This is a genomic window from Janthinobacterium sp. HH106 (assembly GCF_001758725.1).
GTDB lineage: Bacteria > Pseudomonadota > Gammaproteobacteria > Burkholderiales > Burkholderiaceae_D > Janthinobacterium.
Window position 1 is genome coordinate 59,309 of sequence record NZ_LRIC01000040.1, and the last position, 23,158, is coordinate 82,466.

19 protein-coding genes are annotated in these 23,158 nt (G+C 64.3%); 9 read left to right on the forward strand and 10 right to left on the reverse strand.

Translation table 11 applies throughout. From position 1 onward, the window contains the following. Positions 1–17: 17 nt before the first annotated feature. On the forward strand, positions 18–1,340 hold the full coding sequence (locus JAB8_RS15860) for a homoserine dehydrogenase (protein ID WP_070219142.1): 1,323 nt from the start codon (positions 18–20) through the stop codon (positions 1,338–1,340). A 66-nt stretch (positions 1,341–1,406) separates the two neighbouring features. Here the strand turns inward: JAB8_RS15860 and JAB8_RS15865 are convergent, their stop codons facing one another. The 4 genes from JAB8_RS15865 to JAB8_RS15880 form a co-directional block, all read right to left on the reverse strand. Further along, entirely contained in the window at positions 1,407–1,760 is a 354-nt protein-coding gene (locus JAB8_RS15865) for a ribonuclease E inhibitor RraB (protein WP_083287753.1), read from the reverse strand. 143 nt (positions 1,761–1,903) lie between these two features. Continuing rightward, the gene (locus JAB8_RS15870; protein ID WP_070290554.1) at positions 1,904–2,464 is read right to left on the reverse strand and encodes an outer membrane beta-barrel protein; all 561 of its coding nucleotides are present in this window, start codon (positions 2,462–2,464) and stop codon (positions 1,904–1,906) included. Positions 2,465–2,632: 168 nt separating this feature from the next. Further along, complete coding sequence (locus JAB8_RS15875; protein WP_070290555.1) at positions 2,633–4,126, reverse strand: sensor histidine kinase; 1,494 nt, start codon at positions 4,124–4,126, stop codon at positions 2,633–2,635. Next, positions 4,123–4,845: a response regulator gene (locus JAB8_RS15880; protein WP_070290603.1), complete on the reverse strand. Its 723-nt coding sequence runs from the start codon at positions 4,843–4,845 to the stop codon at positions 4,123–4,125. The genes JAB8_RS15875 and JAB8_RS15880 overlap by 4 nt, the downstream gene beginning before the upstream one ends. A 214-nt stretch (positions 4,846–5,059) precedes the next feature. Here JAB8_RS15880 and JAB8_RS15885 point away from each other — a divergent pair, with 214 nt between their 5' ends. The 6 genes from JAB8_RS15885 (at position 5,060) to JAB8_RS15910 (ending at position 12,273) form a co-directional block, all read left to right on the forward strand. Then, positions 5,060–6,121: a porin gene (locus JAB8_RS15885; protein WP_070290556.1), complete on the forward strand. Its 1,062-nt coding sequence runs from the start codon at positions 5,060–5,062 to the stop codon at positions 6,119–6,121. Positions 6,122–6,124: 3 nt separating this feature from the next. Continuing rightward, positions 6,125–7,120, forward strand: a complete 996-nt coding sequence (locus JAB8_RS15890) for a tripartite tricarboxylate transporter substrate-binding protein (protein WP_070290557.1) — start codon at positions 6,125–6,127, stop codon at positions 7,118–7,120. Positions 7,121–7,163: 43 nt separating this feature from the next. Next, on the forward strand, positions 7,164–8,261 hold the full coding sequence (locus tag JAB8_RS15895) for an ABC transporter substrate-binding protein (protein ID WP_070219147.1): 1,098 nt from the start codon (positions 7,164–7,166) through the stop codon (positions 8,259–8,261). A 78-nt stretch (positions 8,262–8,339) separates the two neighbouring features. Further along, on the forward strand, positions 8,340–10,130 hold the full coding sequence (locus tag JAB8_RS15900) for an iron ABC transporter permease (RefSeq protein ID WP_070290558.1): 1,791 nt from the start codon (positions 8,340–8,342) through the stop codon (positions 10,128–10,130). Positions 10,131–10,150: 20 nt separating this feature from the next. Next, positions 10,151–11,224: an ABC transporter ATP-binding protein gene (locus JAB8_RS15905; RefSeq protein ID WP_070219149.1), complete on the forward strand. Its 1,074-nt coding sequence runs from the start codon at positions 10,151–10,153 to the stop codon at positions 11,222–11,224. 2 nt (positions 11,225–11,226) lie between these two features. Beyond that, positions 11,227–12,273: an AbrB family transcriptional regulator gene (locus JAB8_RS15910; RefSeq protein ID WP_070290559.1), complete on the forward strand. Its 1,047-nt coding sequence runs from the start codon at positions 11,227–11,229 to the stop codon at positions 12,271–12,273. On the opposite strand, the gene JAB8_RS15915 is transcribed toward JAB8_RS15910, so the two are convergent. Genes JAB8_RS15915 through JAB8_RS15925 form a run of 3 tightly spaced genes read right to left on the reverse strand, consistent with a single transcriptional unit; the run spans position 12,270 to position 13,913 of the window. Further along, positions 12,270–13,052, reverse strand: coding sequence for a DUF2145 domain-containing protein (locus JAB8_RS15915; RefSeq protein ID WP_070290560.1), 783 nt, complete (start codon positions 13,050–13,052; stop codon positions 12,270–12,272). The two genes, JAB8_RS15910 and JAB8_RS15915, sit on opposite strands and share 4 nt — an antisense overlap. A 5-nt stretch (positions 13,053–13,057) precedes the next feature. Next, the gene (locus JAB8_RS15920; RefSeq protein WP_139143066.1) at positions 13,058–13,471 is read right to left on the reverse strand and encodes a hypothetical protein; all 414 of its coding nucleotides are present in this window, start codon (positions 13,469–13,471) and stop codon (positions 13,058–13,060) included. 19 nt (positions 13,472–13,490) lie between these two features. Next, a complete protein-coding gene (locus JAB8_RS15925; RefSeq protein ID WP_070290562.1) occupies positions 13,491–13,913 on the reverse strand; it encodes a hypothetical protein in 423 nt (140 codons plus the stop codon). A 160-nt stretch (positions 13,914–14,073) separates the two neighbouring features. Between JAB8_RS15925 and JAB8_RS15930 the strand changes: the two genes are divergently transcribed. Then, positions 14,074–14,817 carry a helix-turn-helix transcriptional regulator gene (locus tag JAB8_RS15930; RefSeq protein ID WP_070219154.1) on the forward strand — a complete coding sequence of 248 codons (744 nt, stop codon included), beginning with the start codon at positions 14,074–14,076 and terminating at the stop codon, positions 14,815–14,817. 24 nt (positions 14,818–14,841) lie between these two features. Here the strand turns inward: JAB8_RS15930 and JAB8_RS15935 are convergent, their stop codons facing one another. Together JAB8_RS15935 and JAB8_RS15940 are read right to left on the reverse strand one after the other, a co-directional pair. Beyond that, a complete protein-coding gene (locus tag JAB8_RS15935; RefSeq protein ID WP_070290563.1) occupies positions 14,842–16,296 on the reverse strand; it encodes a DUF3999 family protein in 1,455 nt (484 codons plus the stop codon). Continuing rightward, a complete protein-coding gene (locus tag JAB8_RS15940; protein ID WP_070290564.1) occupies positions 16,293–19,475 on the reverse strand; it encodes a DUF2339 domain-containing protein in 3,183 nt (1,060 codons plus the stop codon). Before JAB8_RS15940 ends, JAB8_RS15935 begins: the two co-directional genes overlap by 4 nt. Positions 19,476–19,721: 246 nt before the next feature. Between JAB8_RS15940 and JAB8_RS15945 the strand changes: the two genes are divergently transcribed. Next, positions 19,722–21,608 carry an MFS transporter gene (locus JAB8_RS15945; protein WP_070219157.1) on the forward strand — a complete coding sequence of 629 codons (1,887 nt, stop codon included), beginning with the start codon at positions 19,722–19,724 and terminating at the stop codon, positions 21,606–21,608. Positions 21,609–21,611: 3 nt separating this feature from the next. Here the strand turns inward: JAB8_RS15945 and JAB8_RS15950 are convergent, their stop codons facing one another. Beyond that, a complete protein-coding gene (locus JAB8_RS15950) occupies positions 21,612–23,153 on the reverse strand; it encodes an ATP-binding protein (protein ID WP_070219158.1) in 1,542 nt (513 codons plus the stop codon). Positions 23,154–23,158 lie beyond the last annotated feature (5 nt).

The window sequence follows — 23,158 nt, forward strand, 5'->3', positions numbered from 1 at the left end:
AGCAGTCAAGCACAACTATGAAATCCATCAAGATCGGCCTGCTGGGCCTGGGCAACGTCGGTTACGGCACGTTCAGCGTCCTGAAACGCAACCAGGAAGAAATCAAGCGCCGCGCGGGCCGCGGCATTGACGTCGTCGCCGTCGCCGTGCGCGACGTGGCGCGCGCCGAAGCGCTCGTCGCCGGCGGCTGCAAGGTCGTCAATGACCCTTACCTGATCGTCAACGATCCCGAGATCGACATCGTCGTCGAACTGATCGGCGGCTACGACCTGTCGAAAACCCTGGTGATGCAGGCCATCGCCAACGGCAAGCACGTGGTGACGGCCAACAAGGCACTGCTGGCCGTGCACGGCAACGAAATCTTCGCCGCCGCTCAGGACAAGGGCGTGATGGTGGCCTTCGAGGCGGCCGTCGCCGGCGGCATCCCCATCATCAAGGCGCTGCGCGAAGGCTTGACGGCCAACCGCATCGAATGGATCGCCGGCATCATCAACGGCACCACCAATTTCATCCTGTCCGAGATGCGCGACAAGGGCCTCGATTTCGCCACCGTGCTGAAACAGGCGCAGGAACTCGGTTACGCGGAAGCCGACCCCACCTTCGACATCGAAGGCGTCGACGCCGCGCACAAGGCCACCATCATGTCGGCCATCGCTTTCGGCATTCCGGTGCAGTTCGACAAGGCCTACGTGGAAGGCATCAGCAACCTCAATGCCGTCGACATCCGCTATGCCGAGCAGCTGGGCTACCGCATCAAGCTGCTGGGCATCACCAAGCGCGCCACCGTCAATGGCGTGGAAGGCATCGAGCTGCGCGTGCATCCGACCCTGATCCCGGCCAAGCGCCTGATCGCCAACGTGGAAGGCGCCATGAACGCGGTGCTGGTGCATGGCGACGCCGTCGGCGCCAGCCTGTATTCGGGCCGCGGCGCGGGCGCCGAGCCGACCGCTTCGTCGGTGATCGCCGACCTGGTCGACATCACGCGCCTGGCCACGGCCGATCCGGAACACCGCGTGCCGCACCTGGCGTTCCAGCCGAACGCGATGACCGATATCGCGATCTTGCCGATGTCGGAAATCACCACCAGCTACTACCTGCGCATGCACGTGGCCGACCAGCCGGGCGTGCTGGCCGACCTGACGCGCATCCTGGCCGAACGCGGCATCTCGATCGACGCCATGCTGCAAAAAGAGCCGGCCGAGGGCGAGACGCATACGGACATCATCATGCTGACGCACCAGACGCAGGAAAAGAACGTCACGGCCGCCATCGAGAAGATGGAAGCGTTGAACAGCGTGGTGGGCACGGTCACCAAGATCCGCCTGGAAAACCTCAGCTGATCGTTGTCAGCGATCCATGCAAAACGGCGCCCGCGGGCGCCGTTTTTTATGCGTAATGTCGTCGGATTACGCCGCCGTACCGACGGGCCCCACGTCCATGCCGTCATAGCTGGCCAGCTGGTTGTCCTGCGCAAATGCCATCAGTTCGCCATTGCGCGCATGCAGGCTGTCGACGCCGTGCACTTCGGCCTTTTCCACGTGCAGCACCCACACGGGCGGTGCCGCCGGATCGTCGAGTTCCGGCTGGTACAGTTCCACGGGGCGGTAGCCCTGCAGCGCCAGCAAGGTGGCGGCCTGTTCCAGCGGCTCGGACGTCGGGTTGGTGAAGTAATAGCCCCACAACAGCGGCTGGGACAAATCCCACGGCGCGTTTTCCCTGATATTGTCAAACAGTTCGCTTACATCGTCTTTGGTCATCATGGCGGGGTGCCTCATTAAAATCTCAGGGCGTGATCTTAGCACCCATGCCGTCCACATGCCATTCGCGCATAAAAAAACCGGCTGTGCAGCCGGTTTCTTATCCGCCATTACATCGGCAGGAGATTCATTCGCGCAAGTGCGAATTAGAACTTGTAGCGCAGGCCGATCGACAGCAGGTCGGCTTTCACTTTGGAGCCATCTTCGTTTGCTACTTTGCCGAAGTTTTCGTATTCCGCAACAGCCGACAGGTTTTTATTGATGTTGTAAGCAGCACCGATGCCAAACAGGGCGGAAGTTTTGTTTTTCGACACGCTCTCGCTGAAATTGAGTTCGCTGACGGTGGCTTTGGTGCGGTTCTGCGATACGCCAGCCTTGGCGAACAGCGAGAACTGTTCGTTCAGTGGCAGGGTGCCGGTGGCGGCGACGTAGAATGCATGGCTTTTCACTTCCATTTTTCCGCCGTCAAATTTCTCTGTCAGTTTGCCGAAGTCGACATAGCCAGCTTCCGCGCCGAAGTTTTGCGTAAAGTCATAGCCAGCGTAAGCTTTGTAGCCGGTGTCGCTTTTTTTGATCGAATCAAATTCGTCCGATGCTTTCAATTCGGAACGGCCGACGTTAACGCCGACGTAAGCGCCTTCAGCTTGGGCGAACAATGGGAATGCCAGGGCGGCGCCAACAACTACTGCAAACAATTGCTTTTTCATATTAATCCTAGATAATTAATGCGGGGAGACTGCCTCGCCGCTTAATGGGAACCGAATTGTATAGGGATGAATATGTTTATGTAAGGCAATTATTTAAAAAATATTACAAATAATGTACTTGTTGTTTTGATGCAACATTCAATATCGAAGACATATCTGTCTGGCGCCTCATGCGGCGCCGCTGAAATGCACGCTGACTTTCAAGCCGTGCCCATTGGTCGCCGTCGCCAGTTCCAGCCTGGCGCCATGCAGGGCGGCGATGTCGCGCACGATGGCCAGGCCCAGTCCCGCGCCGCCGGGGTTGCTCTCGAGCGCCGTGCCGACGCGGTAGAACGGCGTAAACACGCGCTCGCGTTCGGCTGGCGGGATGCCGGCGCCGCTGTCTTCCACTTCCAGCACCGTTTCGTTTCCATGACCGCCCGCGCGCACGCGCAGGATCACGCTGCCGCCCTGTGGCGTGTAGCGCAGGGCGTTGTCGACCAGGTTGGCGACCAGTTCGTGCAGCAGCAGCGCCTGGCCATGCACGGGCGCTTCGTCGGGCGCTTCCAGCGACAGGTCGATATTTTTGGCGACGGCGGCCATGGCCATTTCCAGTCCCACCTGCTGCGCCACGTCGCGCAGCGCGACGGTGTCCATCGCCAGGTTTTCGCCGCCATGCTCGATGCGCGCCAGGGTCAGGAGGCGGTTGGCCAGCAGCACGGTCGAATCGGTGGTGACGGCGATCGAGCGCACGATGTCGCGCAGGGCGGCGATGTCCGGCGGCGCACCCGCCTGGCGGTCGCACTCGCGCATGGCCAGTTCGGCCTGGGTTTTCAGCACCGTCAACGGCGTGCGCAGCTGGTGCGAGGCGTCGGCGATGAAGCGGCGCTGACTGGCGATCAGCTGCTGCAGGCGCGACATGGAACCGTTCATGGCGCTCACCAGCGGACGCATTTCCTTGTGCACCAGCGCGGGATCGACGTCGGACAGGTCGGACAGGGTGCGCGTCTCGACTTCCATTTTCAAGCGCATCAGCGGGCGCAGCACCAGGCGCACGGCAAACCACACGAGGGCGCCCATCACCAGCACCATCGCCGCCTGCCAGATCAGGGTGTCGAACAGGATCTGGTTCGACAGGCCGCGCCGCGCATCTAGCGTTTCGGCCACCTGGATCAGGGCGATGCCGCGCATCGAGTCGTCGTACACGGGCTGCAGCAGGGCGGCGATGCGGATCGGCTTGCCGTGGTAGTCGGCGTGGTAGAAGCGCACCAGTGCCGGATAATTCTGCGAACGGGGCACGTTTTTCGGCACGGGCGGCAAGTCGCCGTAGCCCGACACCAGTTCGCCGTTGATGCCCGTGACCTTGTAGTAGATGCGGCCCAGGGTATCGGTCTCGAAGCTGTCGAGCGCCACATAGGGCACTTCGGCCACGACCTTGCCGTTGACGATGGAGACGCGCTCGGCGAGCGCCCGCGTCGACGCCAGCAAGGAGCGGTCGTAGGCCATGTCGGCCGCGTCGAGCGCGTTGCGGTAGACAAAAACGGCATCGAGCAGTACCAGCATGACCAGCGGAATGAGCAGCCAGCGCAGCAGCTGGCTGCGCAGGCTGCCCAGCGGCCGGCCCTGCGCCCAGCGCCGGCGCAGGCGCTCGAACAGGGGCCGGCTGGGGGCGCGCACGGTCATTTTGAGGCGGCGGGCGCCATCGCGCTGCGCGGCTGCAGCAGGTAGCCGATGCCGCGCAGGGTGGTGATGACGGCGCCGTCGGGCGAACCGCTTTCCACGCCGTTTTCCAGTTTCTTGCGCACGCGGTGGATATACAGTTCGATGGCGTCCAGGTTGGCGTCGTCGGCCAGCGCGAAGACTTCGTCGAACAGCTTTTCCTTCGAGACGGCGCGTCCCGAGCGCGTGATCAGCGCTTCGAGTACGGCGTGTTCGCGCGGCGTCAGGGGAAAAGGGGCGCCGGCATAGCTGAACATGCGCGTGACGGTGTCGAAACCGAGGGCGCCGCAGGTGTGCACGAGCGCTTCGTTGCCCTGACTGCGGCGCAGCAGGGCTTTTACGCGCGCTTCCAGTTCGGCCAGTTCGAACGGCTTGGCCATGTAGTCGTCCGCGCCCAGGTTCAGGCCCTGCACCTTGTCATCGAGGCCGCCGCGCGCCGTGAGTATCATGACGGGAGTCTTGCCGCGCGTGCCGCCGCGCGCGCGCAGGCGGCGCAGCACGTCCAGGCCATCCATCTTCGGCAGGGAAAGGTCGAGCAGCACCAGGGAATATTCCTGCGTATGCAGCAGGGCGTCGGCATCGGCGCCGTTGTGGGCGGTCTCCACCGTCAGGTGCGCGTCGCGCAGGGCCTTTGCCAGCCAGTGCGACAGCTCCAGATGGTCTTCCACTAATAATATGCGCATGGTCTCCGCCATTCGTTTGAATTGGTGCAGTGTAAGCCTCTCGGCACGCCGCCGACAGGGGCCGCAATGAATTTGTTGGTATTGCCTGTGGCTGGCCGGCGACACCTGTCAGTCTGAAAGCGAATTGAAAGGATCACGATCATATAGTGTGATCCTGATTCATGAAATTGATCAGGCATATCACTAATAACTATATCTAAGGGAGACACTCTACATGAAGAAAACTGCATTCTCGCTGGCCGCCATGGCGGTACTCGCCGCCGCAGGCAGCGCCCACGCCCAGTCGAACGTCACCCTCTACGGCCGCCTGGACGCCGGCATCAGCAACACCAGCAACGCCGGTCCGAACAAAAGCTCGATGACGCAAGTCAGTTCGGGTGGCATGAACACCTCGCGCTGGGGCATCCTGGGCAGCGAAGATCTGGGCGGCGGCCTGAAAGCCGTCTTCAATCTGGAAGGCGGCATCCTGGTCGACACGGGCGCGGCCGACGGCGCGCTGTTCAAGCGCCAGGCCAACGTGGGCCTGGAAGGCGCGTTTGGCCGCGTCGTGCTGGGACGCTCGTTCACCACCGTGTACGACTTCGTGCTGCCATTCGATCCGATGGCCTATGCGCCGTTCTATTCGTGGGCCACTTCGGCCAACGCGTCGGGTCCGAGCAAGTATGGCATGACGACGGCCTTCGACAACATGGTCAAGTACTCGGGCAAGACGGGCGACTTCAGCTACGGCGCATCGTACGGCTTCGGCGAACAGTCGACGGGCAGCTCGGACAGCGCCAAGCTGTCGACGGCCGTTACCTACAAGACGGGTCCCGTCAGCCTGCTGGCCACGTATGAACAGGTGAACGGCAATGCCATCGCCGGCGGCGCGCGCGACAAGACCACCGTGTACCACCTGGGCGCCATGTACGACGACGGCCCGTGGAAAGTGCAGGCGGCGGCGCGCGACTACAAGCTCGATCCGGCAGCAGCCGGCAAGGCCGACGTGCGCGGCACTCTGTACTGGGGCGGCGTCAGCTACAAGACCACGCCGGTCATCACCCTGACGGGCGTGGTCTACTACCAGGACGTGAAAAACGTGGCGGCGAGCCTCAATGCCGATCCGATCATGTACGTGGCGCGCGTGCGTTATGCCCTGTCCAAGCGCACGGACCTGTACGTGGCCGGCGCCTATGCCAAGGCCAAGCACAACCAGCTGGTCAGCCTGTCGCGTGACGATGCCGGTTTCGGCGACACGCAGCGCGGCCTGATCGCCGGCATCCAGCACCGCTTCTAAAGCATGACGATGCCGCGCACCGCGTTCCTGTCGCTGCTGCTGTTGTCGGCGCTGCTGCCCGCGCTGGCAACAGCCGCCGCGCCTGAAGTCGATTGCGTGGTGCCGTCCAAGCCGGGCGGCGCCATGGACCTGACCTGCAAGCTGGCGCAGAAAGGGCTGCTGCAGCCCGATCCGGCGGCGGCAGCGCCGTTCGCGTCCTCGGTGCGCATCAGCTATCTGCCCGGCGGCATCGGCGCGGTGGCGTGGCGTTCGATGGGCTCGCAGCGCCGGCGTGCCGAAGCCAACACCCTGGTGGTGTTTTCGGGCGGCTCGCTGCTGAACCTGGCGCAAGGCAAGTTCGGCAACGCCAAGACGGGCGACGTGCGCTGGGTGGCGGCACTGGGCGCCGACTACGGCATGATCGCCGTGCGTAGCGACTCGCCCTACAAGACCCTGGCCGACCTGATCGCCGCGCTCAAGCGCCACCCCGACAAGGTGCTGATCGGCGTGTCCGGCACCATCGGCAGCCAGGACTGGCTGAAGATGGCGCTGGTGGCGCGCAAGGCCGGCATCGACCCGAAAGTGCTGCGCTTCGTGGCACTGGAAGGCGGCGGCGAGATATTCACGGCGATGCAGGCCGATTACGTGCAGGTGATGTCGGGCGACACCTCGGAAGCGACCCTGAATGCGGGCGACAGCCATGCGCGCGTGCTGGCGGTGCTGTCGGAAAAGCGCCTGCCCGGCGTGCTGTCCGGCGTACCGACGGCGCGCGAGCAGGGCATCGACGTGGTGTGGCCCATCATTCGCGGCGTGTGGATGGGGCCACAGGTGCCGGAAGCGGATTACCAGCGCTGGGTGGCCAGTTTTGAACGCGCCATGGCCACGCCGCAGTTTGCCCAGTGGCGCACGCAGGCGGGCATGTATCCGTTCGCGCTGACGGGCGACAAATTGACGCAGTACGTGAACCAGGCGGTCGAACGCTATGCCAGGCAGGCCGCCGAACTGGGCCTGATGCGCTGAAGCCAATAGCAAACCATACAACAATCACAGACGGAGACAAACCATGCAAACCAAGACCATACTCGCCATCGCCCTGGCAGCCGCTTTTGCGGGTACCACCGGCGCCGCCTTCGCCCAGGTGCCGGCAGGTTATCCGGCCGACTACCAGAAGATCATCGACGCGGCCAAGAAGGAAGGCAAGGTGGTGATCTACAGCGCCACCGACAGCAAGGCCGCCGCGCCCCTGATCAAGGATTTCAGCGCGCTGTATCCGGGCATCTCGGTTGAATACAACGACATGAATTCGACGGAAGTGTATAACCGCTTCATTTCCGAAGTGGCCGCCGGCGGCAATACGGCCGACGTGATGTGGTCGTCGGCGATGGACTTGCAGATGCGCCTGGCCTCCGACGGCTACGCCCTGAAATACAAGTCGGTCGAAGCGGCGAAGATCCCCGGCTGGGCCATGTGGGACGACCAGGCCTACGGCACCACGTTCGAGCCGGCCGCCATCGTCTACAACAAGCGCCTGCTCGATCCGAAGGAAGTGCCGAAGAATCACGACGACTTCGTCAAGCTGATCGCAACGCCGAAATTCAAGGACAAGGTCACCACCTACGACATCGAAAAGTCGGGTGTCGGCTTCATGTTCATGGCGCAGGATGCGAAGGAATATCCGCAGTTCCTGGCGCTGCAAAACGCGTTCGGCACGGCCAAGGTGCGCGTGCAGTCGTCGACGGGCACCATGATGGAGCGCATCTCGTCCGGTGAAAACCTGATCGGCTACAACGTGCTCGGCTCCTACGCCCTGGTGCGCGCCAAGACCGATCCGTCGATCGGCGTGGTGCTGCCCAAGGATTACACCTTGATCCTGTCGCGCGTGCAGTTCATCAACAAGAATGCGAAGAACGTCAACGCCAGCAAGCTGTGGCTCGATTACATCCTGTCGCACCGCGGCCAGACCATCATCGCCAACGGCGCCAAGCTGTTCGCCATCCGCGCCGACGTCACGGGCGAAACGACATCGGCGGAACTGATCAAGGAAATCGGCGCGGCCAACGTCAAGCCGATTCCCGTGCATCCGATCATCCTGCAATTTCTGGGACCTGCCAAGCGCATGGCCTTCCTGAAGCAGTGGAAAGAGACCGCCGGCAAGAAGTAAAAATAGCCAATGCCGTCTTGGCCGCCCGCGAGCCTGGCTTGCGGGCGCACGCCGCACCCTTCATTCATTGGATTCATCATGCAAACTGCTATCTTGCCGCTGCCTGCACGGTCGCGCTCTCCCTTGTCGCGCCTGAACTGGCCGCGCGGCGTGGTCGTGGCGATCACGCTGGTCGCCATCTTCCTGCCGCTGTTCCTGATTTTTTACCAGAGCTTTTTGAACGCGCCGTTTTTCATGCCCGTGCGCGAATTTGGCTTTGATTCCTACCGTTTCATCTTCGATGATCCCGATTTCGCCATGGCCTTCAAGAATGGCCTGATGCTGGCCTTCGGCCTGACCGTCATCGCCGTGCCGCTGGGCGGCATGCTGGCCTTTTTGATGGTGCGCACGGACCTGCCTGGCCGCGGCTGGGTGGCGCCCATGCTGCTGGTACCCATTTTTGTCTCGCCGATGGTGATGGGCTTCGGCTACGTCGTCTCGATGGGACCCGTGGGCTTCTACTCGATCTGGGCCAAGGAGCTGCTCGGCTTCGTGCCCTGGAATATTTACTCCTTCACCAGCATCGTCATCATCGCCGGCCTGACGCACGTGCCGCACGTCTACCTGTACGCTTCGTCGGCCCTGAAAAGCCTGGGTTCGGACGTCGAGGAAGCGGCCCGCGTGGCCGGCGCCTCGCCGATCCAGGTGATGCTCAACGTGTCGCTGCCGATGATCATGCCGGCGCTGGCGTATGCGGGCGTGCTGGTATTTTTCCTCGGCTTCGAGGTGTTCGGCCTGGTGCTGGTGCTCGGCGATCCGGAAGGCCACCTGGTGCTGCCGACCTATCTGTACAAACTGACGAACAAGCTCGGTACGCCGTCGTATCACCTGATGGCCGCCGTCGCCGTCTGCCTGGTGATGGTGACCATGCCGCTGGTGATGATACAGCGCTGGCTGCTCAAATCCGCCAACAAATATGTGTCGATCAAGGGCAAGGGCGCGCGCAGCAAGGCCATGCCGCTGGGCCGCTGGAAGTGGCTGGCGTTTGCCCTGCTGGCGGGCTGGCTGATCTTCACCATCATCCTGCCGTTGACGGGCATCGTGCTGCGCTCCTTCGTGCAGTACTGGGGCGAGGGCGTGCACCTGGCCGACGTATTGACCTTGCAGCATTTCCGCGACATTTTCGACCAGCCTTCGCTGGTGCGCGGCATCGTCAACACCATCCTGATCGGCGTCGTCGGCGGCGCGCTGGCCGTGGGCTGCTACAGCTTCATCGCGCTGGCCATGCACCGCAAGCAGGACGGCATCACGCGCCTGCTCGATTACAGCGTGCTGGTGCCGCGCGCCGTGCCGGGCCTGCTGGCCGGCCTGTCGTTCCTGTGGGTGTTCCTGTTCGTGCCGGCCTGGCTCGACGGCATATTGAAAGGCATGGACAACGGCGTAGCCCTGTGGCTCAGTGGCCATGTGATCCCCGTGCTGCGCGAACTGCGCTCGACGATTTTCGCCCTGTGGCTCGCGTATTCGGTGGTGTGGATGGCCTACGGCATGCGCCTCATTTCCACGGCGCTGCTGCAGGTGGGGCCGGAACTGGAAGAGGCGGCGCGCGCCGTCGGCGCCAGCCGCGGCCAGGTGACGCGCGACGTGACCCTGCCGCTGATCAAATACGGCTTGCTGGGCGCCTGGCTGATGGTGTTCCTGATCTTCGAGCGCGAATATTCGACGGGCGTGTACCTGCTCTCGCCGGGCACGGAAGTGATCGGCGCCATGCTGGTATCGCTGTGGGCAGGCGGCTCCACCGACCTGGTGGCGGCGCTGTCCTTCATCAATATCACCCTGGTGGCCATCGGCCTGGGCATCGCGCTGCGCTTCGGCGTGAAGTTGCATAACTAATTAGAAAATGAGACCACATCATGAATGAACTGACCGTCAATGAATTGCACCTGGACTACGGCACGGGCGCTGCCGCCAACCAGATACTGAAGGGTGTCTCGATGCACCTGCAAAAAGGCGAAGTGGTCGCCCTGCTGGGGCCTTCGGGCAGCGGCAAGACCACCTTGCTGCGCGCTGTGGCGGGGCTGGAAAGCCCGAAGGCGGGCACGATCCAGATCGGCGAGCGCAATGTCTTCGACGGCGCGCAGCACTTCGAGATGCCGGCCGAGCATCGCAACCTGGGACTGGTGTTCCAGTCGTATGCGCTGTGGCCGCACAAGACCGTGTTCGACAACGTCGCCTATGGCCTCAAATTGCGCAAGATGGGCAGCACGGAGATCGCCGCGCGCATCAAGGAAGTGCTGACGCAGCTGGGCCTGGGGCACTTGGGCGAACGCTATCCGCATCAGCTGTCCGGCGGCCAGCAGCAGCGCGTGGCGATCGCCCGTGCGCTGGTGTACAACCCGCCCGTGATCCTGCTCGACGAACCGCTGTCGAACCTGGACGCCAAGCTGCGCGAAGAAGCGCGCGCCTTCCTGCGTGAGCTGATCGTGCGCCTGGGCTTGTCCGCACTGATGGTGACGCATGACCAGGGCGAGGCGATGGCCATTTCCGACCGCATCCTGCTGCTCAATAACGGCAAGATCGAGCAGCAGGGCACGCCGCAAAGCATGTATGAAACGCCCGACACCCTGTTTACGGCCGAGTTCATGGGCAGTAACAACCGCCTGCCGGGCAAGGTGGTGCAGCGCGATGGCAGCGCCGTGCGCCTGCTGGTCGACGGCGCCTCCATGCAGGGCGTGGCGCGCGGCGCCAACGTGGGCACGGAAGTGACGACCATGATACGCGTCGAGGAAGTGAAGATCAGCGCCACGCAGGTGGACAACGCCATCGAGCTGCCGCTGCTGACCTGCATGTACCTGGGCGACCGCTGGGAATGCCTGTTCGAGCGCGGCGGCGCCGAGAACATCAGCCTGCGCGCGTATTCGCGCCACAAGCTCGACGCGGGCAAGTACTGGCTGCACATGCCGGCCGATAAGCTCTGGGTGTTTTAACGGTGCCGTGGTGGCCGCGCTGGCGCGCCTTTGCTGCCGCGCTGGCCGCCGGGCTGGCGGGCGCCGCCATCTGCCTGTGGCTGCACACGCCGCTGCCGTGGATGATCGGCCCCCTGTTTGCCACGGCCGCACTGCGCCTGGCAGGGCGCGAACTGGCCTGCCCCGTGCGCGTGCGCGAGGCGGGCCAGTGGGCCATCGGCACGGCCCTGGGCCTGTATTTCACGGCGCCCGTGCTGGCCGTCCTCATTCTCTATATGCCGTGGATCGCCGGCGCCGTGCTGTTCGCGCTGGCGCTGGGGGCGTCTGGCGCCATGCTGCTGCGGCGCCTTTCCGGCGTCGACCAGGCCACCGCCTTTTTTGCCATGGCTGTCGGCGGCGCGTCCGAGATGGCGGTGCAGAGCGAGCGCCATGGCGCCGATGTGGGCAAGGTCGCCGCCGCGCACAGCTTGCGCATGATGCTGGTGGTGGCGACCATTCCCTTCGGCGTGCGCTACTGGGGCAGCCATGGTTTGGCCGCGGGGCATGAAAGCTTCGTGCCGGGCGCCGCACTGGTCGACTATGGCGGGCTGACGCTGCTGGTCGGCATCACGGTGCTGGCGGCCCTTGCCTTCAAACGGGGCCAGTTGCCCAATGCCTGGGTCATCGGCCCGCTGCTGGCCGCGCTGCTGCTGACGGCGTGCGGCATCCATCTGTCGCGCCTGCCAGAATGGATGATACGCGCGGGCCAGCTGTTCATCGGCATCGCCCTGGGCACGCGCTTGAGTCCCGCCTTCCTGCATGCCGCTCCCCGCTACCTGGCCGGCGTTGCCCTGTGCAGTGTCCTGATGCTGCTGCTGGCGGCCGCTTTCGGGCTGGGCTTGGCGCACTGGCTGGGCATCCACCCGGGCACGGCCATCCTGGCCACTTCGCCCGGCGGTATCGCGGAAATGTCGCTGACGGCCAAGACCCTGCAGTTGGGCGTGCCCATCGTCACGGCGTTTCACGTGGCGCGCATGGTGGTGCTGGTATTGCTGACGGGGCCGCTGTTCCGCCTGCTGCAGCGTCCTTAGTTCCGCACGACGATTTCCTGCACCTGCGGTTCGCGCTGGCGCATGAAGCGCACGATGGAGTCGACGGTGACGACATCGATCTGGCGCGTCATGCGGCGCTCGAACGGGTGATCGTCGAAGGCGATATTCGCGCGGAACATGCGCGCGCCCAGGCGCGTGGCGGCGGGGATGCTCAGCGTTTGCGGCGCGTAGCTGGCGCTGCGCAGCCAGCCTTGCGCTTCGGCGCGCGTTTCGATCTTGCCAGGCTCGTTGCTGGCGGCGGCCAGGGTTTCCAGCACCCACTGGTTCGAGTTCTGGTACTTGGTGGAAAACGGGTAGGCCAGCATATTGTAGTGCGGCTCATGCAGGCGCTTGGGCGTGTTGCTGGTCAGCAGGCGCACCAGTTGCTGCTGCGTATCCTGGCCGGGAATCAGGATCAGCGTTTCGTACATGAACACGTCATCCATGAAGAAATTACCCAAGCCTTCGTTGTACAGCGACGACTGCGCCGTGCCGCATTCATTGAGTTCATGCACCACCAGCCAGCGGCCTTTCGGGTGGTCGCGCCAGGCCAGCGCCATGTGCGAATAGCGCAAATGGTACTTCGACAGGTCCTGGCCGGCGCGCGCCACCAGCGCCACCTGCGCGCCCGAGGCGTCGAGCGCCTGCAGGGTCTTTTGCGCCAGGTCCATCGATTTGACGAGGGTAGTCGCATCCGTTTGCTTTTCCTCGCACGAGCGCCCCGCATGGGCGGTGCCGGCCAGGGCCAGGCTGAGAACAATGACGGTCAGGCGTTTCATGGGGTTCACGCTTTCGAATGGTGGAGGATGGCGTTGCCGGCCGCGTTCGGCACATAGGCGATGGCCTTGCCCGACAGCATCAGCATGTGGCCCGTCGAGACGGCCACTACCTTGACGGCCGTGCCGGCCGCCAGCGACAGGCCTTGCATGGCTTTCTGGCTCAGCTTGACGGAAGCCGTGGCGGCGGACGATGCGCCCGTGGCCGCGCTTTTGAGCACGAGCACGCTGCCGTCGGCCACGTCTTCCACCTTGTCGATGACGATTTCACCGGCGGCGGCCAGCACCGACATGGAGCCGACCAGCACGATGGCCGAGGCCATGCTGGCGTTGTCGGACGCGTTGGTGGTGTCGGAGTTGGCCTGGGCCAGCGGCGCCAAGCTGGCGGCGCACAGCAGGGTCATGGCGAATATGTGTTTCATGGAGGTCCTGTTGTCTGTATTACGCTTTGGAGTGGTGCAGCAGCGCCTTGCCCAATTCGTTCGGGATGAAGGCGATGGCCTTGCCGGACAGGACCAGCATATGGCCGGTGGACAGCGCCACCACATTGACCACGGTGCCGGCCGCCAGCGACAGGCCCTTGGCCGCTTGCGTGCTCATCTGGATGGACGCGCCGCCCGCTTCGGAAGCGCCTTTCAGCACGATGACGATGCCTTCGCCCACTGTTTCCACGCTGGCAACGACGACCTGGCCGGAGGCGACCAGCATCGACATGGACCCGGCGACGACGATGGCGGAACCGTCGCTGAGGTTTTGCGAGCCTTTCGACAGGTTCTCCGAGGCGGCGGCGTGGACCAGGCCAGGGGTGGCCACGGAAAGCGTCAGCAGCGACAGGGACAGGCAGAGGGGCAGCAGGCGTTTCATGTGTTTCTCCTTCAAGTGTGCCAAGTGGCAACGCCATCATTGTAGACTGTGGGCAATTGGTCAATGAAAACGCTACTCGTAGCGGGAAGGCATACCGCAGGTAGCGTATTGCGCTACTTTTTTGCTGCTGGAACCGATGCTATTTTTATAAAGGAAGTGCATGCCGCAAACCCACGCCCTGATCGAGGCCTTGAAACGCTTGTTGAAAGCGCGTTCCGTCACGTATGCCGAGCTGGCCCAGCGCATCGGCGTGTCCGAAGCCAGCGTCAAGCGGATGTTTTCGCAGAAGCAATTTACCCTGCAGCGGCTCGACCAGATCCTGGTGGCCATCGGCAGCGATTTCCAGCAGTTGGCGCTGGCCGTGCAGTCAGCCCAGGCCGCGCCCACCCTGATCACGGGCCTGACGTATGCGCAGGAAAAGGAAATCATCGAAGACACCCGGCTGTTCGTGGTGGCCGTCTCCGCCCTGAACCTGCTGCCGCTGGAACAGATCGTCGCCATCTACGACATCAGCGAAGCGCAAGCCGTGAAATACCTGCTGCGCCTCGACAAGATCGGTTTTCTGGAACTGCTGCCGAATAACCGGGTCAAACTGCTGGTGGCGCGCACGTTTGCGTGGATACCGAACGGCCCGATTCATACCTACTTCAAAAAGGAAGCCTATGGCGACTATTTGAATTCGCAATTCGATGGCGAAACGGAACTGCTGCGCCTGGTGAACGTGATGCTGTCGAAGAAATCCACGGCGGCCTTGCTGGAGCGCTTGAAGCAAGTGGCGGTGGAATTTTCGCAGCAGCACCAGGAAGACGCGCGTCTGCCTGGTGACGAGCGCCTGGCCATCAGCTTCATGCTGGCGGCACGTCCCTGGATGCCGCAGACGTTCAAGGCGCTGCTGCGGCAGTGAGCCGGCGAGTACCGCGCTCAGCGGCTAATGTTCCTGCTTGTCCGTACTGCCTTGTTCCTCTTTCATTTGCGTCAGCAGGCGCCACGCAAAAAAGCCCAGTACGGCCACGCCCAGCAGAAGCGCGGCCCACAGTGCGGCCAGGCGCCACGGTGCCCCGTCCTTGGTGACGCGTGGAGGGGCTTCAGCGCCGGCGTTGGTCTGGAGCGGGCCGGCGCTGGCCGTCTTGAGCGCCAGCAATTCGTCTGCCTTGAAGCCGGGCGCCACCTGCGACAGCGGCTGCGCGACGGCGGCGGCGTTGCTGTTGCCGAATGCCAGCTGGTAGGACGGCTTGCCGCTGGCCAGGAAGACGACAGTGGCTGGTGTCCAGCCCAGGCGCAAGGCGGGCGCATTGCCGGTGGCGAGCGGGTGTTCCGTGGATGTCTGCAGCACCCATTCGCTGGTCTGCGTCACGGGCATGGCCAAGTCGCCCGAAATCCGTTCCTTGCCATCGAGGCCGATGCGGTAAAACGTCGTGCTCAGCAGGGGATCGAAATACGCGCCTTGCGCGGGACGCGCCTGCTGGCGCAAGTGCAGCCGGTGTCGGGGAACATAGCTGTTCTGACGATACACCCCCAGGGTCACGGGCAGCACCGTATTGGTCTGCGTCAATTGCAGGGCGATGCTGTCGGCGGGAATGGCGAGGGGTGTGGCATAGCGCCATTCATTCGCCTGCTTGCCGGGCGCACCTTGCAGCACGACGCTGGCGCGCGGCGCGGCGATGTCCGTTTCGCTGACGGCTTGCGCCGTGATCGCGGCAAAGGCCAGCGGTTCGCCCGCTTGCCAGCTCAGGCGCGCATAACGAAACGCGCGCGGCGCAAAGGCGATGCTGTCGTTGGCCAGGGTTTGCGTGTCGCTGTTGCTGAGCCAATTCAGGGTGGTGGTACCGATGGCGTCCCATTGCTTCAGGTCGTCGCTTACTTCCAGCAGCACTTGTGCACTGTAATTGTCCGTGCGGGCCGGCGGCGTGAAGCGCAGGGCGGCGATGCGCTTGTCTTGCCCTTGCTTGCCCAGGTCGAGGATCAGCGCCTGCAGCGCCGTCGTCGCCGCTGCCGTGCCGGCGCGCGTGCTGACTGACAGCAGCCGGCCATCGTCGGCCGTGCGGATGTCGATGGCTTGCAAGCCATCGCCAGTTGCAGGCGTGCCCGTCACGGGGAAAATGCGGGCTGGAATGTTCGTGCGCTGCGTGGCCGATTGCGCGGGCGGCGCGCCGATGGCATAGGCCAGGCGCTTGCCGTCGGCGTCGAACAGGCGCAGGTCGGCCAGGCTGGCCGAGCTGGCGTGCAGGTAGACTTCCCTGGGCAACGATAGCTGGACGATGCCCGCGCCCGCCGGCGACTGGATGGGCATGCTCCAGCGATAGTCCTGCGGCCGGTCTTGGCCGGGCGCGGCCAGCGCGGCGCCTGCCACCAGCAGGCTGCAACAGATCAATATGGGTTTCATGCGGCTCCCGGGTGCGGTTCGGCCGGCGCTGTCGCGGCAGCCTTGGGGAAAGGCGCGAGGTAGCCGATCAAGACCATCAGCAAGCCGACACCCACGAAAGAGATGATGCGTTCGATGCCGCCCACGTTCGACAGGTCGATCAGGAACAGTTTCAAGACAACCAGTCCCAGCAGCACGGCGCCCATACTCCATTGCTGGCGCCGCTGCTGGCGGGCCGCATGGCGCATCAGCAGCAGGGCCGTGACACTCCACACGAGCGACAGCATCGCTTGCACGAACTGCGAGGCCAGCATGGCGTCAAAGGTGTAGGGCACGCCGAGGTAGTGCGAGACCGTGCGCAGCAGCATCAGGTTGAACCAGCCATACAGCAAGCACGCGGCCACGACGGGCAAGCGCGCCTGCCACAGGGGCGGCAGCGGGATCTGTCCGGCCGGGAATAAACGGTAGCTGGCAATGGCCAGCAGCACGGCAAAGCCCGTGCTCAGGTCCAGCGGATTGAGCAGCGGCAAGTAGGGCAGCGGTGCCATGGCGCCGTCGTCAAAGACGTTCCATGCGGCGATCAGCAGCAGCGACCACAGCGCGCCCAGCGGTATCAGGGTGCGCTGGTACCACGCGGCAATCGGCGCCACCGGCCAGGCGTTTGCTCGGCAGCGGCGGATCAGCCAGGCCAGTACCAGCATCATGGCCCAGGCCGGCAAGTAGCGGGCCCAGGCGGGGCTGACGCTGTCTTCGTGCTGTGCCAGCCAGGTGCTGACGTGCATGGCGCCCACGGGCCACAGCATCAGCCATGGCGCGGCCGTGCGCAGCGTGTGCAGCAGGCGCAGCGCCCGCACGTCGAGTGGCCAGCCCGCTTGCGGCCAGGCCCGCAGCAGGTATTCGCCGGCCGCCAGCGCGCAGGCCAGCGCCAGCCAGCTCAAGCCTGTCGGCAGGTAGTCGCGCACATACAGCGCCAGCAGCAGGTTGGCGCTCCACAGGCCCAGGCCGAGCCAGGCGGCCACGGTCAACCAGCGCAGTTGCGGCCAGTCCAGGCGCCGGGCCAGGATGGCGAACACGGGCGTCGTGACGGATACGGCGATCAGATACAGCGCCAGCCAGTGTTCGCCCGCGTGCGGCTGCATGGTCAGGTCGCCGTCGATCAGGCGCAGCAGCCAGCTGACGAGCGGCACGAGGATGGCGGCAAACCACAGCAAGCCGCTCCAGACCAGCAGGGGGCGCGCTACCAGGGCCAGCAGTTCGTCGCCGCCGCGCGCGCGCAGCGCAAGGAAACGGGCGCTGGCAAAGGCGCCGGCGCCCAGCAGCAGGGCGCTGAGGAAGGAACCGCCGAACAGGCTGGCCGGATGCTGGTCCCAGGCCCAGCTGGCGCGGCTGAGCATGACCATGCCGGCCAGTACCTGCACGGCCAGCAGCAGCGCGCGCGGCGCATGCCATTGTTCGCGCCGCGCTACCCAGGCCAGCAGGGCCGCCACGGCCAGCGCGCTGATCGTCAGCAGGTTCAGTTGCGTGGCTGCGTCCGTGCGCAGCAGGATCTCGCTCCAGATACCGCCCAGCAGCCAGACCGTGGCGGCTGTCAGGAACAGCACGGACATGCTGCTCATGAACTCCGGATGCAAGGGGCTGCCATGGCGGCGGAAATTGTAGGCCATCACCAGCGCGGCGGCGGCCAGCAGCGCGCAGCCGAGCCAGATGTTGGCCTGCAGGGCCAATGCCGTATTGAGTTGCTGCATGGCGATGAGGAAGGCAAGCCACGCGGCCCCCTGCACCAGCAGGCCGAAGGCCCAAGCCAGGGTCTGGCGCTGGCGCAAGCCGACCCAGACGATGCCCGCGCCTTCCAGCGCCCAGGCGGCCGACGTCCATCGGCCATCGAGGGCGAACGGGATGGCCAGCGTGCCGAAGACGATGCCCAGCGCGAGGAAGGCTTCGGCCAGCAGTTTGAAGCCGTTCCTGCGCCACAGGGCCACGGCCAGCCCCGTGTACGTCAAACCGGCGACCAGGGCGGAAAACGCCAGGCCAAATTTAAAATTCCAGACCAGGCTGTATTGCAGGCCCATGGCGGCCAGCGGCGTGCCGAACACGAGCGTGCCATCCACGTAGTGCTTGAGGCGCGGCGCCTGGCGTGCGCAGTAGGCGATCGCGATGCCGATATAGAACAGCACGAACAGGATCAAAAACAGTTGCGTCGACAGGTAGTCGTCCGAGGTGTAGCGCAGCAGGCCCCAGGTGGTGGCGACGACGAAGGTGAAGCCAAAGCTCAGCACATTCAGGACGCGCCAGGCGCGTTTCAGGGCGATGGCGAAGACGCCCGCATTGAGCAGCGCGTAATAGCTGAACAGGCCGATATGGTTGCCGCTGCCCGTCGACACGAGCAAGGGCACGGCAAAGCCGCCGACGATGCCGAAGACGGCCAGCCAGACGGCGTTTTGCAGCACGGCCAGCAAACACGTGAACGCCGTCAGCACGAACAGCACGGCAAACGCCAGGCCGGCCGGGATCAGTTCATACAGGCGGAAGGCGCCGAACGTCACCAGCATCAATATCGCCAGCGCCGTTCCCTGCAGCGGCAAGCTGATGCCGGGACGCTTGACGCGGATGCGCCAGGCCCAGGCCAGCAGGGCGATGTCGGCCAGCGCGATGCCGGCCAGGCGCAGTTCGATGGGCAGCGTGACCTGCGCCGACACATACTTGAGCAGGAAGCTGACGCCGAGGAAGAGGATCAGCAAGCCCAGCTTGGCGACCAGGTTGCCGGCAAACAGCCAGTTCTTCGCCTTGGCAAACAGGCCATCCGGGCGCGCGATCCAGGACGGGGTATTCGGGGCGGCGGGGACAGGTTTGGCGGGAGCCGGCGCGGCGGGCGGCGCAGGCTTGGGCGGGGCTGGCGCCGGCACTGCCGGCGCCGCCTTTGCCAGTTCGACCGGCTCGGTCATGGCCGCTTGGGGCACCGGCGTCGGCACGGAAACAGGCACAGGCACAGGCACAGGCACAACACTCTCTACGGCGCGCGGGGCAACTGGCGCGTCGGCCTGGCCTTCCAGCGCTTGCAGGCGCTGCTGGATGCCGTTGACTTCCTTGCGCAGGCGCGCCGTCAGCAGCTCCAGATCGGCCACCTTTCTGCGGTATTGCAATGCCAGCACGAAGGCGGTAATCAGCAAGCCTAGGATGAACAGCGTGATCAATCCAAACATGGAGTAGCTTTCCTGGAAGGGCAGGGCGAAGGCGCCCGAAGTATGCGCACATTACCTTATTATCAAGAGACTGGCGATTTCTGTTGCGTCAGGGCAAGTGCCAGGGGCGGCATCAGGAAGACATGGCCAGCATGGCGTGGCAGGCTGTTTCCCGTATTGACGCCAAGCAATATGACGACATTCAGATTGTCGCGCGCAAGATAGTGCTGTATTTTAGCAATTCCTTAATTGCCGGTTCCCCATGCCATGAGTCAAAGCAGCCAGTTTTCCTTATTGTCGCAGCGCCGTTTCGGGCCCTTCTTCTGGACCCAGTTCTTTGGCGCCTTCAACGACAATCTGTTCAAGACGGCCCTGATGGTGATCCTCGCCTACGATGCGCTGAGCTGGACCACGCTCGACCCGTCCACCATCACGAATCTGATTCCCGGCCTGTTCATCCTGCCCTACGTCGTGTTTTCGGCCACGGCCGGCCAGCTGGCCGACAAGTTTGAAAAGGCGGGCCTGGCGCGTCTCGTCAAATGGATGGAGCTGGCCATCATGGCCGTGGCCGCCGCCGGCTGGATGACGCACACGCTGTGGCTGCTGGTGGCGGCCGTCGTGGGCATGGGCGTGCATTCGACCCTGTTCGGTCCCGTCAAGTATGCGTATCTGCCGCAGCAGCTCAAACCCGAGGAATTGGTGGGTGGCAATGGCCTGATCGAGATGGGCACCTTTGTCGGCATCTTATTGGGTGAAATCCTCGGCGCCGTGCTGATCGTGCACAAGCCGCTGGGCGTGGAACTGGTGGCCGGCGCGACCATCGCCGTGGCTGTCTTCGGTCTGATCGCCAGCTACCGCGTGCCGCGCACGCCCGCGCCCGAGCCGGACTTGAAGGTGAGTCTGAATTTTGTCGCCGAATCGTTGCGCAACCTGAATTTTTCGCGCAAGAACCGTCCCGTCTTCCTGGCCATGCTGGGCAACTCCTGGTTCTGGTTTTACGGCGCCCTGATCCTGGCCCAGTTTCCCGTGTATTCGAAGGATTTCCTGCATGGCGACCACAGCGTGTTCGTGCTGCTGCTGACGGTGTTTTCCGTCGGCATCGGCACGGGTTCCCTGCTGTGCGAGCGGCTGTCGGGCCACAAGATCGAGATCGGCCTGGTGCCGTTCGGCTCCATCGGCCTGTCGCTGTTCGGCATCGACCTGTATTTCGCCAGCAATGCGTATGTCAACACGCAGGTGGTCGACGCGCTGGCGTTTGTGGGCCAGGCGGGCGTGCCGCGCATCCTGATCGACATCGTCATGATCGGCGTGTTCGGCGGCTTTTTCATCGTGCCCCTGTTCGCGCTGATCCAGACCCGCTGCGACCCGAAACACATTTCGCGCACGATCGCCGGCATGAATATCCTGAACGCCCTGTTCATGGTGGCGGCCGCCGGCGTGGCCATCGTGCTGCTGGGACGAGGCTTCACCATACCCCAGCTGTTCCTCGTCACGGCGATTCTGAATGCGCTGGTGGCCGCCTACATCTTCTCGCTGGTGCCGGAATTCCTCATGCGCTTCCTGGCGTGGATACTCATCCAGACCGTGCACCGGGTCAAAGTCGTCGATGGCGAGCGCATCCCCGCGGAAGGCGCGGCCGTGCTGGTTTGCAACCACGTCAGCTATGTGGACGCCATCGTCATCATGGCGGCCAGCCCCCGTCCGATCCGCTTCGTCATGGACCACCGCATCTTCAAGATGCCGCTGATGGGCTGGATTTTCCGCACGGCCAAGGCGATTCCCATCGCGCCGGCCAAGGAAGATCCTTTCCTGATGGAAAAAGCCTTCATCGATATCGCGCAAGCGCTGCATCAAGGCGAACTCGTCTGCATTTTCCCCGAAGGCAAGTTGACCCGCACGGGCCAGATCAGCGAATTCAAGGGCGGCATCGCCAAGATCGTCGAGCGCAGCAAGGTGCCCGTGATTCCGCTGGCGCTGCGCGGCTTGTGGGGTCATCTGTTGAGCCATCGCAACGGCCATTTGTTCGAACGCGCCTTCAAGGCGGGCTTGCGCTCGCGTCTGTCGCTGGCCGTGGGCATGCCCGTGGCGCCCGAGGCCGCCACGCCGGAACTGCTGCAGCAAAAGGTGCAGGAACTGCGCGGCAAGTGGAAATAAGCGCTATGGCGTTTGCGTAGCCGTCCCTTCCTGCCGCGCCAGGTGCGCGCGCAGCAGGGCGGTGATGGCGTCGAAATCCACGGGTTTCGTCAGGTGATGGTCGAAACCGGCTTGCTCGGTGCGCGCGCGCGCCTCGCCCTGGCCCCAGCCAGTCAAGGCGATCATCAGCACGTCGCGCCCCTGCGCGCGCTGGCGGATCTGGCCCGCCGCCTCGTAGCCATCCATGTCCGGCATGCCCAGATCCATCACCACCAGTTGCGGCCATATCCTGTCGACGGCCGCCAGCGCCTGCGCGCCGCCATACGCGACCTGGGCCGCATAGCCCTCGAGCTGGAACAGGCTTTGCAGGGAATCGGCCGCGTCGCGGTTGTCGTCCACCACCAGCACTGGCACGGGCTGGCCCGCGCCGGCGGGCGTGCCGCCTCCGGCGGCGGACGGCGTGGCGGGCGCGGGACCGCCGGCGCTGGCCGGCAGGGTGACGATGAAGCGGCTGCCACGTCCGGGGCCGTCGCTGTAGGCCTCGATGCTGCCGCCATGCATTTCGGCAAATTGGCGCGCCAGGCTCAGGCCGATGCCCAGGCCGCTGGTCATCTGGCCCGCCACCGTGCGTCCCTGTTCAAACATGGAAAAGATGCGCGCGATGGCGTCCGGGTCGATGCCGATGCCATTGTCTTCGATCATCACGTGCAACTGGCCCTGCGCCAGGCGTGCCGTAATGTGGATGAGCCCGCCGTCCGGCGTGAATTTCACGGCATTCGAGACGATATTGGCAAAGACCTGCACCACCCGGGCATAGTCGGCGTGCAATGTCACGGCATGCGGCGGTAGATCGACGGTGATGCGGATGTGCCGGCTGCTGGCCGCAGGCAGGCATAGTTCGATGACATGCTCGAGCACTTGCTGTAACTCAAACTCCTTGCGCTGCAGCAGGACCTTGCCGCTGCTGATGCGCGCCACGTCGAGCAAGTCGTCCACCAGCCGTGTCAGGTGCGTCACCTGGCGCTCGATCACGGCGCTCACCTTGCCGACCTGTGCCGATGCCGGAAACAGGTGCTTGAGCAGGGTCACCGACGACTTGATGGGCGCCAGCGGATTGCGCAGTTCATGGCCGAGGCTGGCAATGAATTCGTCCTTGCGCCGCTGCGTCTCGCGCAACTGGTACTGGCGCTGGCGCGCGCGCAGCATGGCGTGCGCCGAGGTGATCAGGGTCAGGATGTGCACGGGGCGTTCCAGCAGGGTCAGGTTGCCCAGGGTGGAAATAGCTTGCCGCACGGGCAGGGAATCGAGTCCCGCGTGCGTCAGCAGGATGATGGGCAAGTCGGACCAGTCCGGCTGCTGCCGGGCATAGGCGTCGAGCACGGTGTACACGCCAGCATGCAGCGCCTCTTCCACCGTCAGCACGCCGCCGGCGCCCAGCGCCAGCTGCTCGGCCAGTTCGCCGGGCGAGCGGCAGGCGTGGCTGGCGATGGCGCTGCCCGCCAATACCGTGCCGGCCAGGGCGGCATCCTGGCCGGCAGGCGCGTAGATCAGGATGCGCTGCTCCATGGTAG

What these genes read in the sequence shown, in the direction of transcription:
- JAB8_RS15880 (WP_070290603.1), bottom strand. Translation starts at nt 4,845, where the DNA reads ATGCGCATATTATTAGTGGAAGACCATCTGGAGCTGTCGCACTGGCTG.
- JAB8_RS15905 (WP_070219149.1), top strand. Translation starts at nt 10,151, where the DNA reads ATGAATGAACTGACCGTCAATGAATTGCACCTGGACTACGGCACGGGC.
- JAB8_RS15870 (WP_070290554.1), bottom strand. Translation starts at nt 2,464, where the DNA reads ATGAAAAAGCAATTGTTTGCAGTAGTTGTTGGCGCCGCCCTGGCATTC.
- JAB8_RS15925 (WP_070290562.1), bottom strand. Translation starts at nt 13,913, where the DNA reads ATGAAACGCCTGCTGCCCCTCTGCCTGTCCCTGTCGCTGCTGACGCTT.
- JAB8_RS15920 (WP_139143066.1), bottom strand. Translation starts at nt 13,471, where the DNA reads ATGAAACACATATTCGCCATGACCCTGCTGTGCGCCGCCAGCTTGGCG.
- JAB8_RS15935 (WP_070290563.1), bottom strand. Translation starts at nt 16,296, where the DNA reads ATGAAACCCATATTGATCTGTTGCAGCCTGCTGGTGGCAGGCGCCGCG.
- JAB8_RS15900 (WP_070290558.1), top strand. Translation starts at nt 8,340, where the DNA reads ATGCAAACTGCTATCTTGCCGCTGCCTGCACGGTCGCGCTCTCCCTTG.
- JAB8_RS15950 (WP_070219158.1), bottom strand. Translation starts at nt 23,153, where the DNA reads ATGGAGCAGCGCATCCTGATCTACGCGCCTGCCGGCCAGGATGCCGCC.
- JAB8_RS15945 (WP_070219157.1), top strand. Translation starts at nt 19,722, where the DNA reads ATGAGTCAAAGCAGCCAGTTTTCCTTATTGTCGCAGCGCCGTTTCGGG.
- JAB8_RS15895 (WP_070219147.1), top strand. Translation starts at nt 7,164, where the DNA reads ATGCAAACCAAGACCATACTCGCCATCGCCCTGGCAGCCGCTTTTGCG.
- JAB8_RS15875 (WP_070290555.1), bottom strand. Translation starts at nt 4,126, where the DNA reads ATGACCGTGCGCGCCCCCAGCCGGCCCCTGTTCGAGCGCCTGCGCCGG.
- JAB8_RS15940 (WP_070290564.1), bottom strand. Translation starts at nt 19,475, where the DNA reads ATGTTTGGATTGATCACGCTGTTCATCCTAGGCTTGCTGATTACCGCC.
- JAB8_RS15890 (WP_070290557.1), top strand. Translation starts at nt 6,125, where the DNA reads ATGACGATGCCGCGCACCGCGTTCCTGTCGCTGCTGCTGTTGTCGGCG.
- JAB8_RS15930 (WP_070219154.1), top strand. Translation starts at nt 14,074, where the DNA reads ATGCCGCAAACCCACGCCCTGATCGAGGCCTTGAAACGCTTGTTGAAA.
- JAB8_RS15865 (WP_083287753.1), bottom strand. Translation starts at nt 1,760, where the DNA reads ATGATGACCAAAGACGATGTAAGCGAACTGTTTGACAATATCAGGGAA.
- JAB8_RS15860 (WP_070219142.1), top strand. Translation starts at nt 18, where the DNA reads ATGAAATCCATCAAGATCGGCCTGCTGGGCCTGGGCAACGTCGGTTAC.
- JAB8_RS15915 (WP_070290560.1), bottom strand. Translation starts at nt 13,052, where the DNA reads ATGAAACGCCTGACCGTCATTGTTCTCAGCCTGGCCCTGGCCGGCACC.
- JAB8_RS15885 (WP_070290556.1), top strand. Translation starts at nt 5,060, where the DNA reads ATGAAGAAAACTGCATTCTCGCTGGCCGCCATGGCGGTACTCGCCGCC.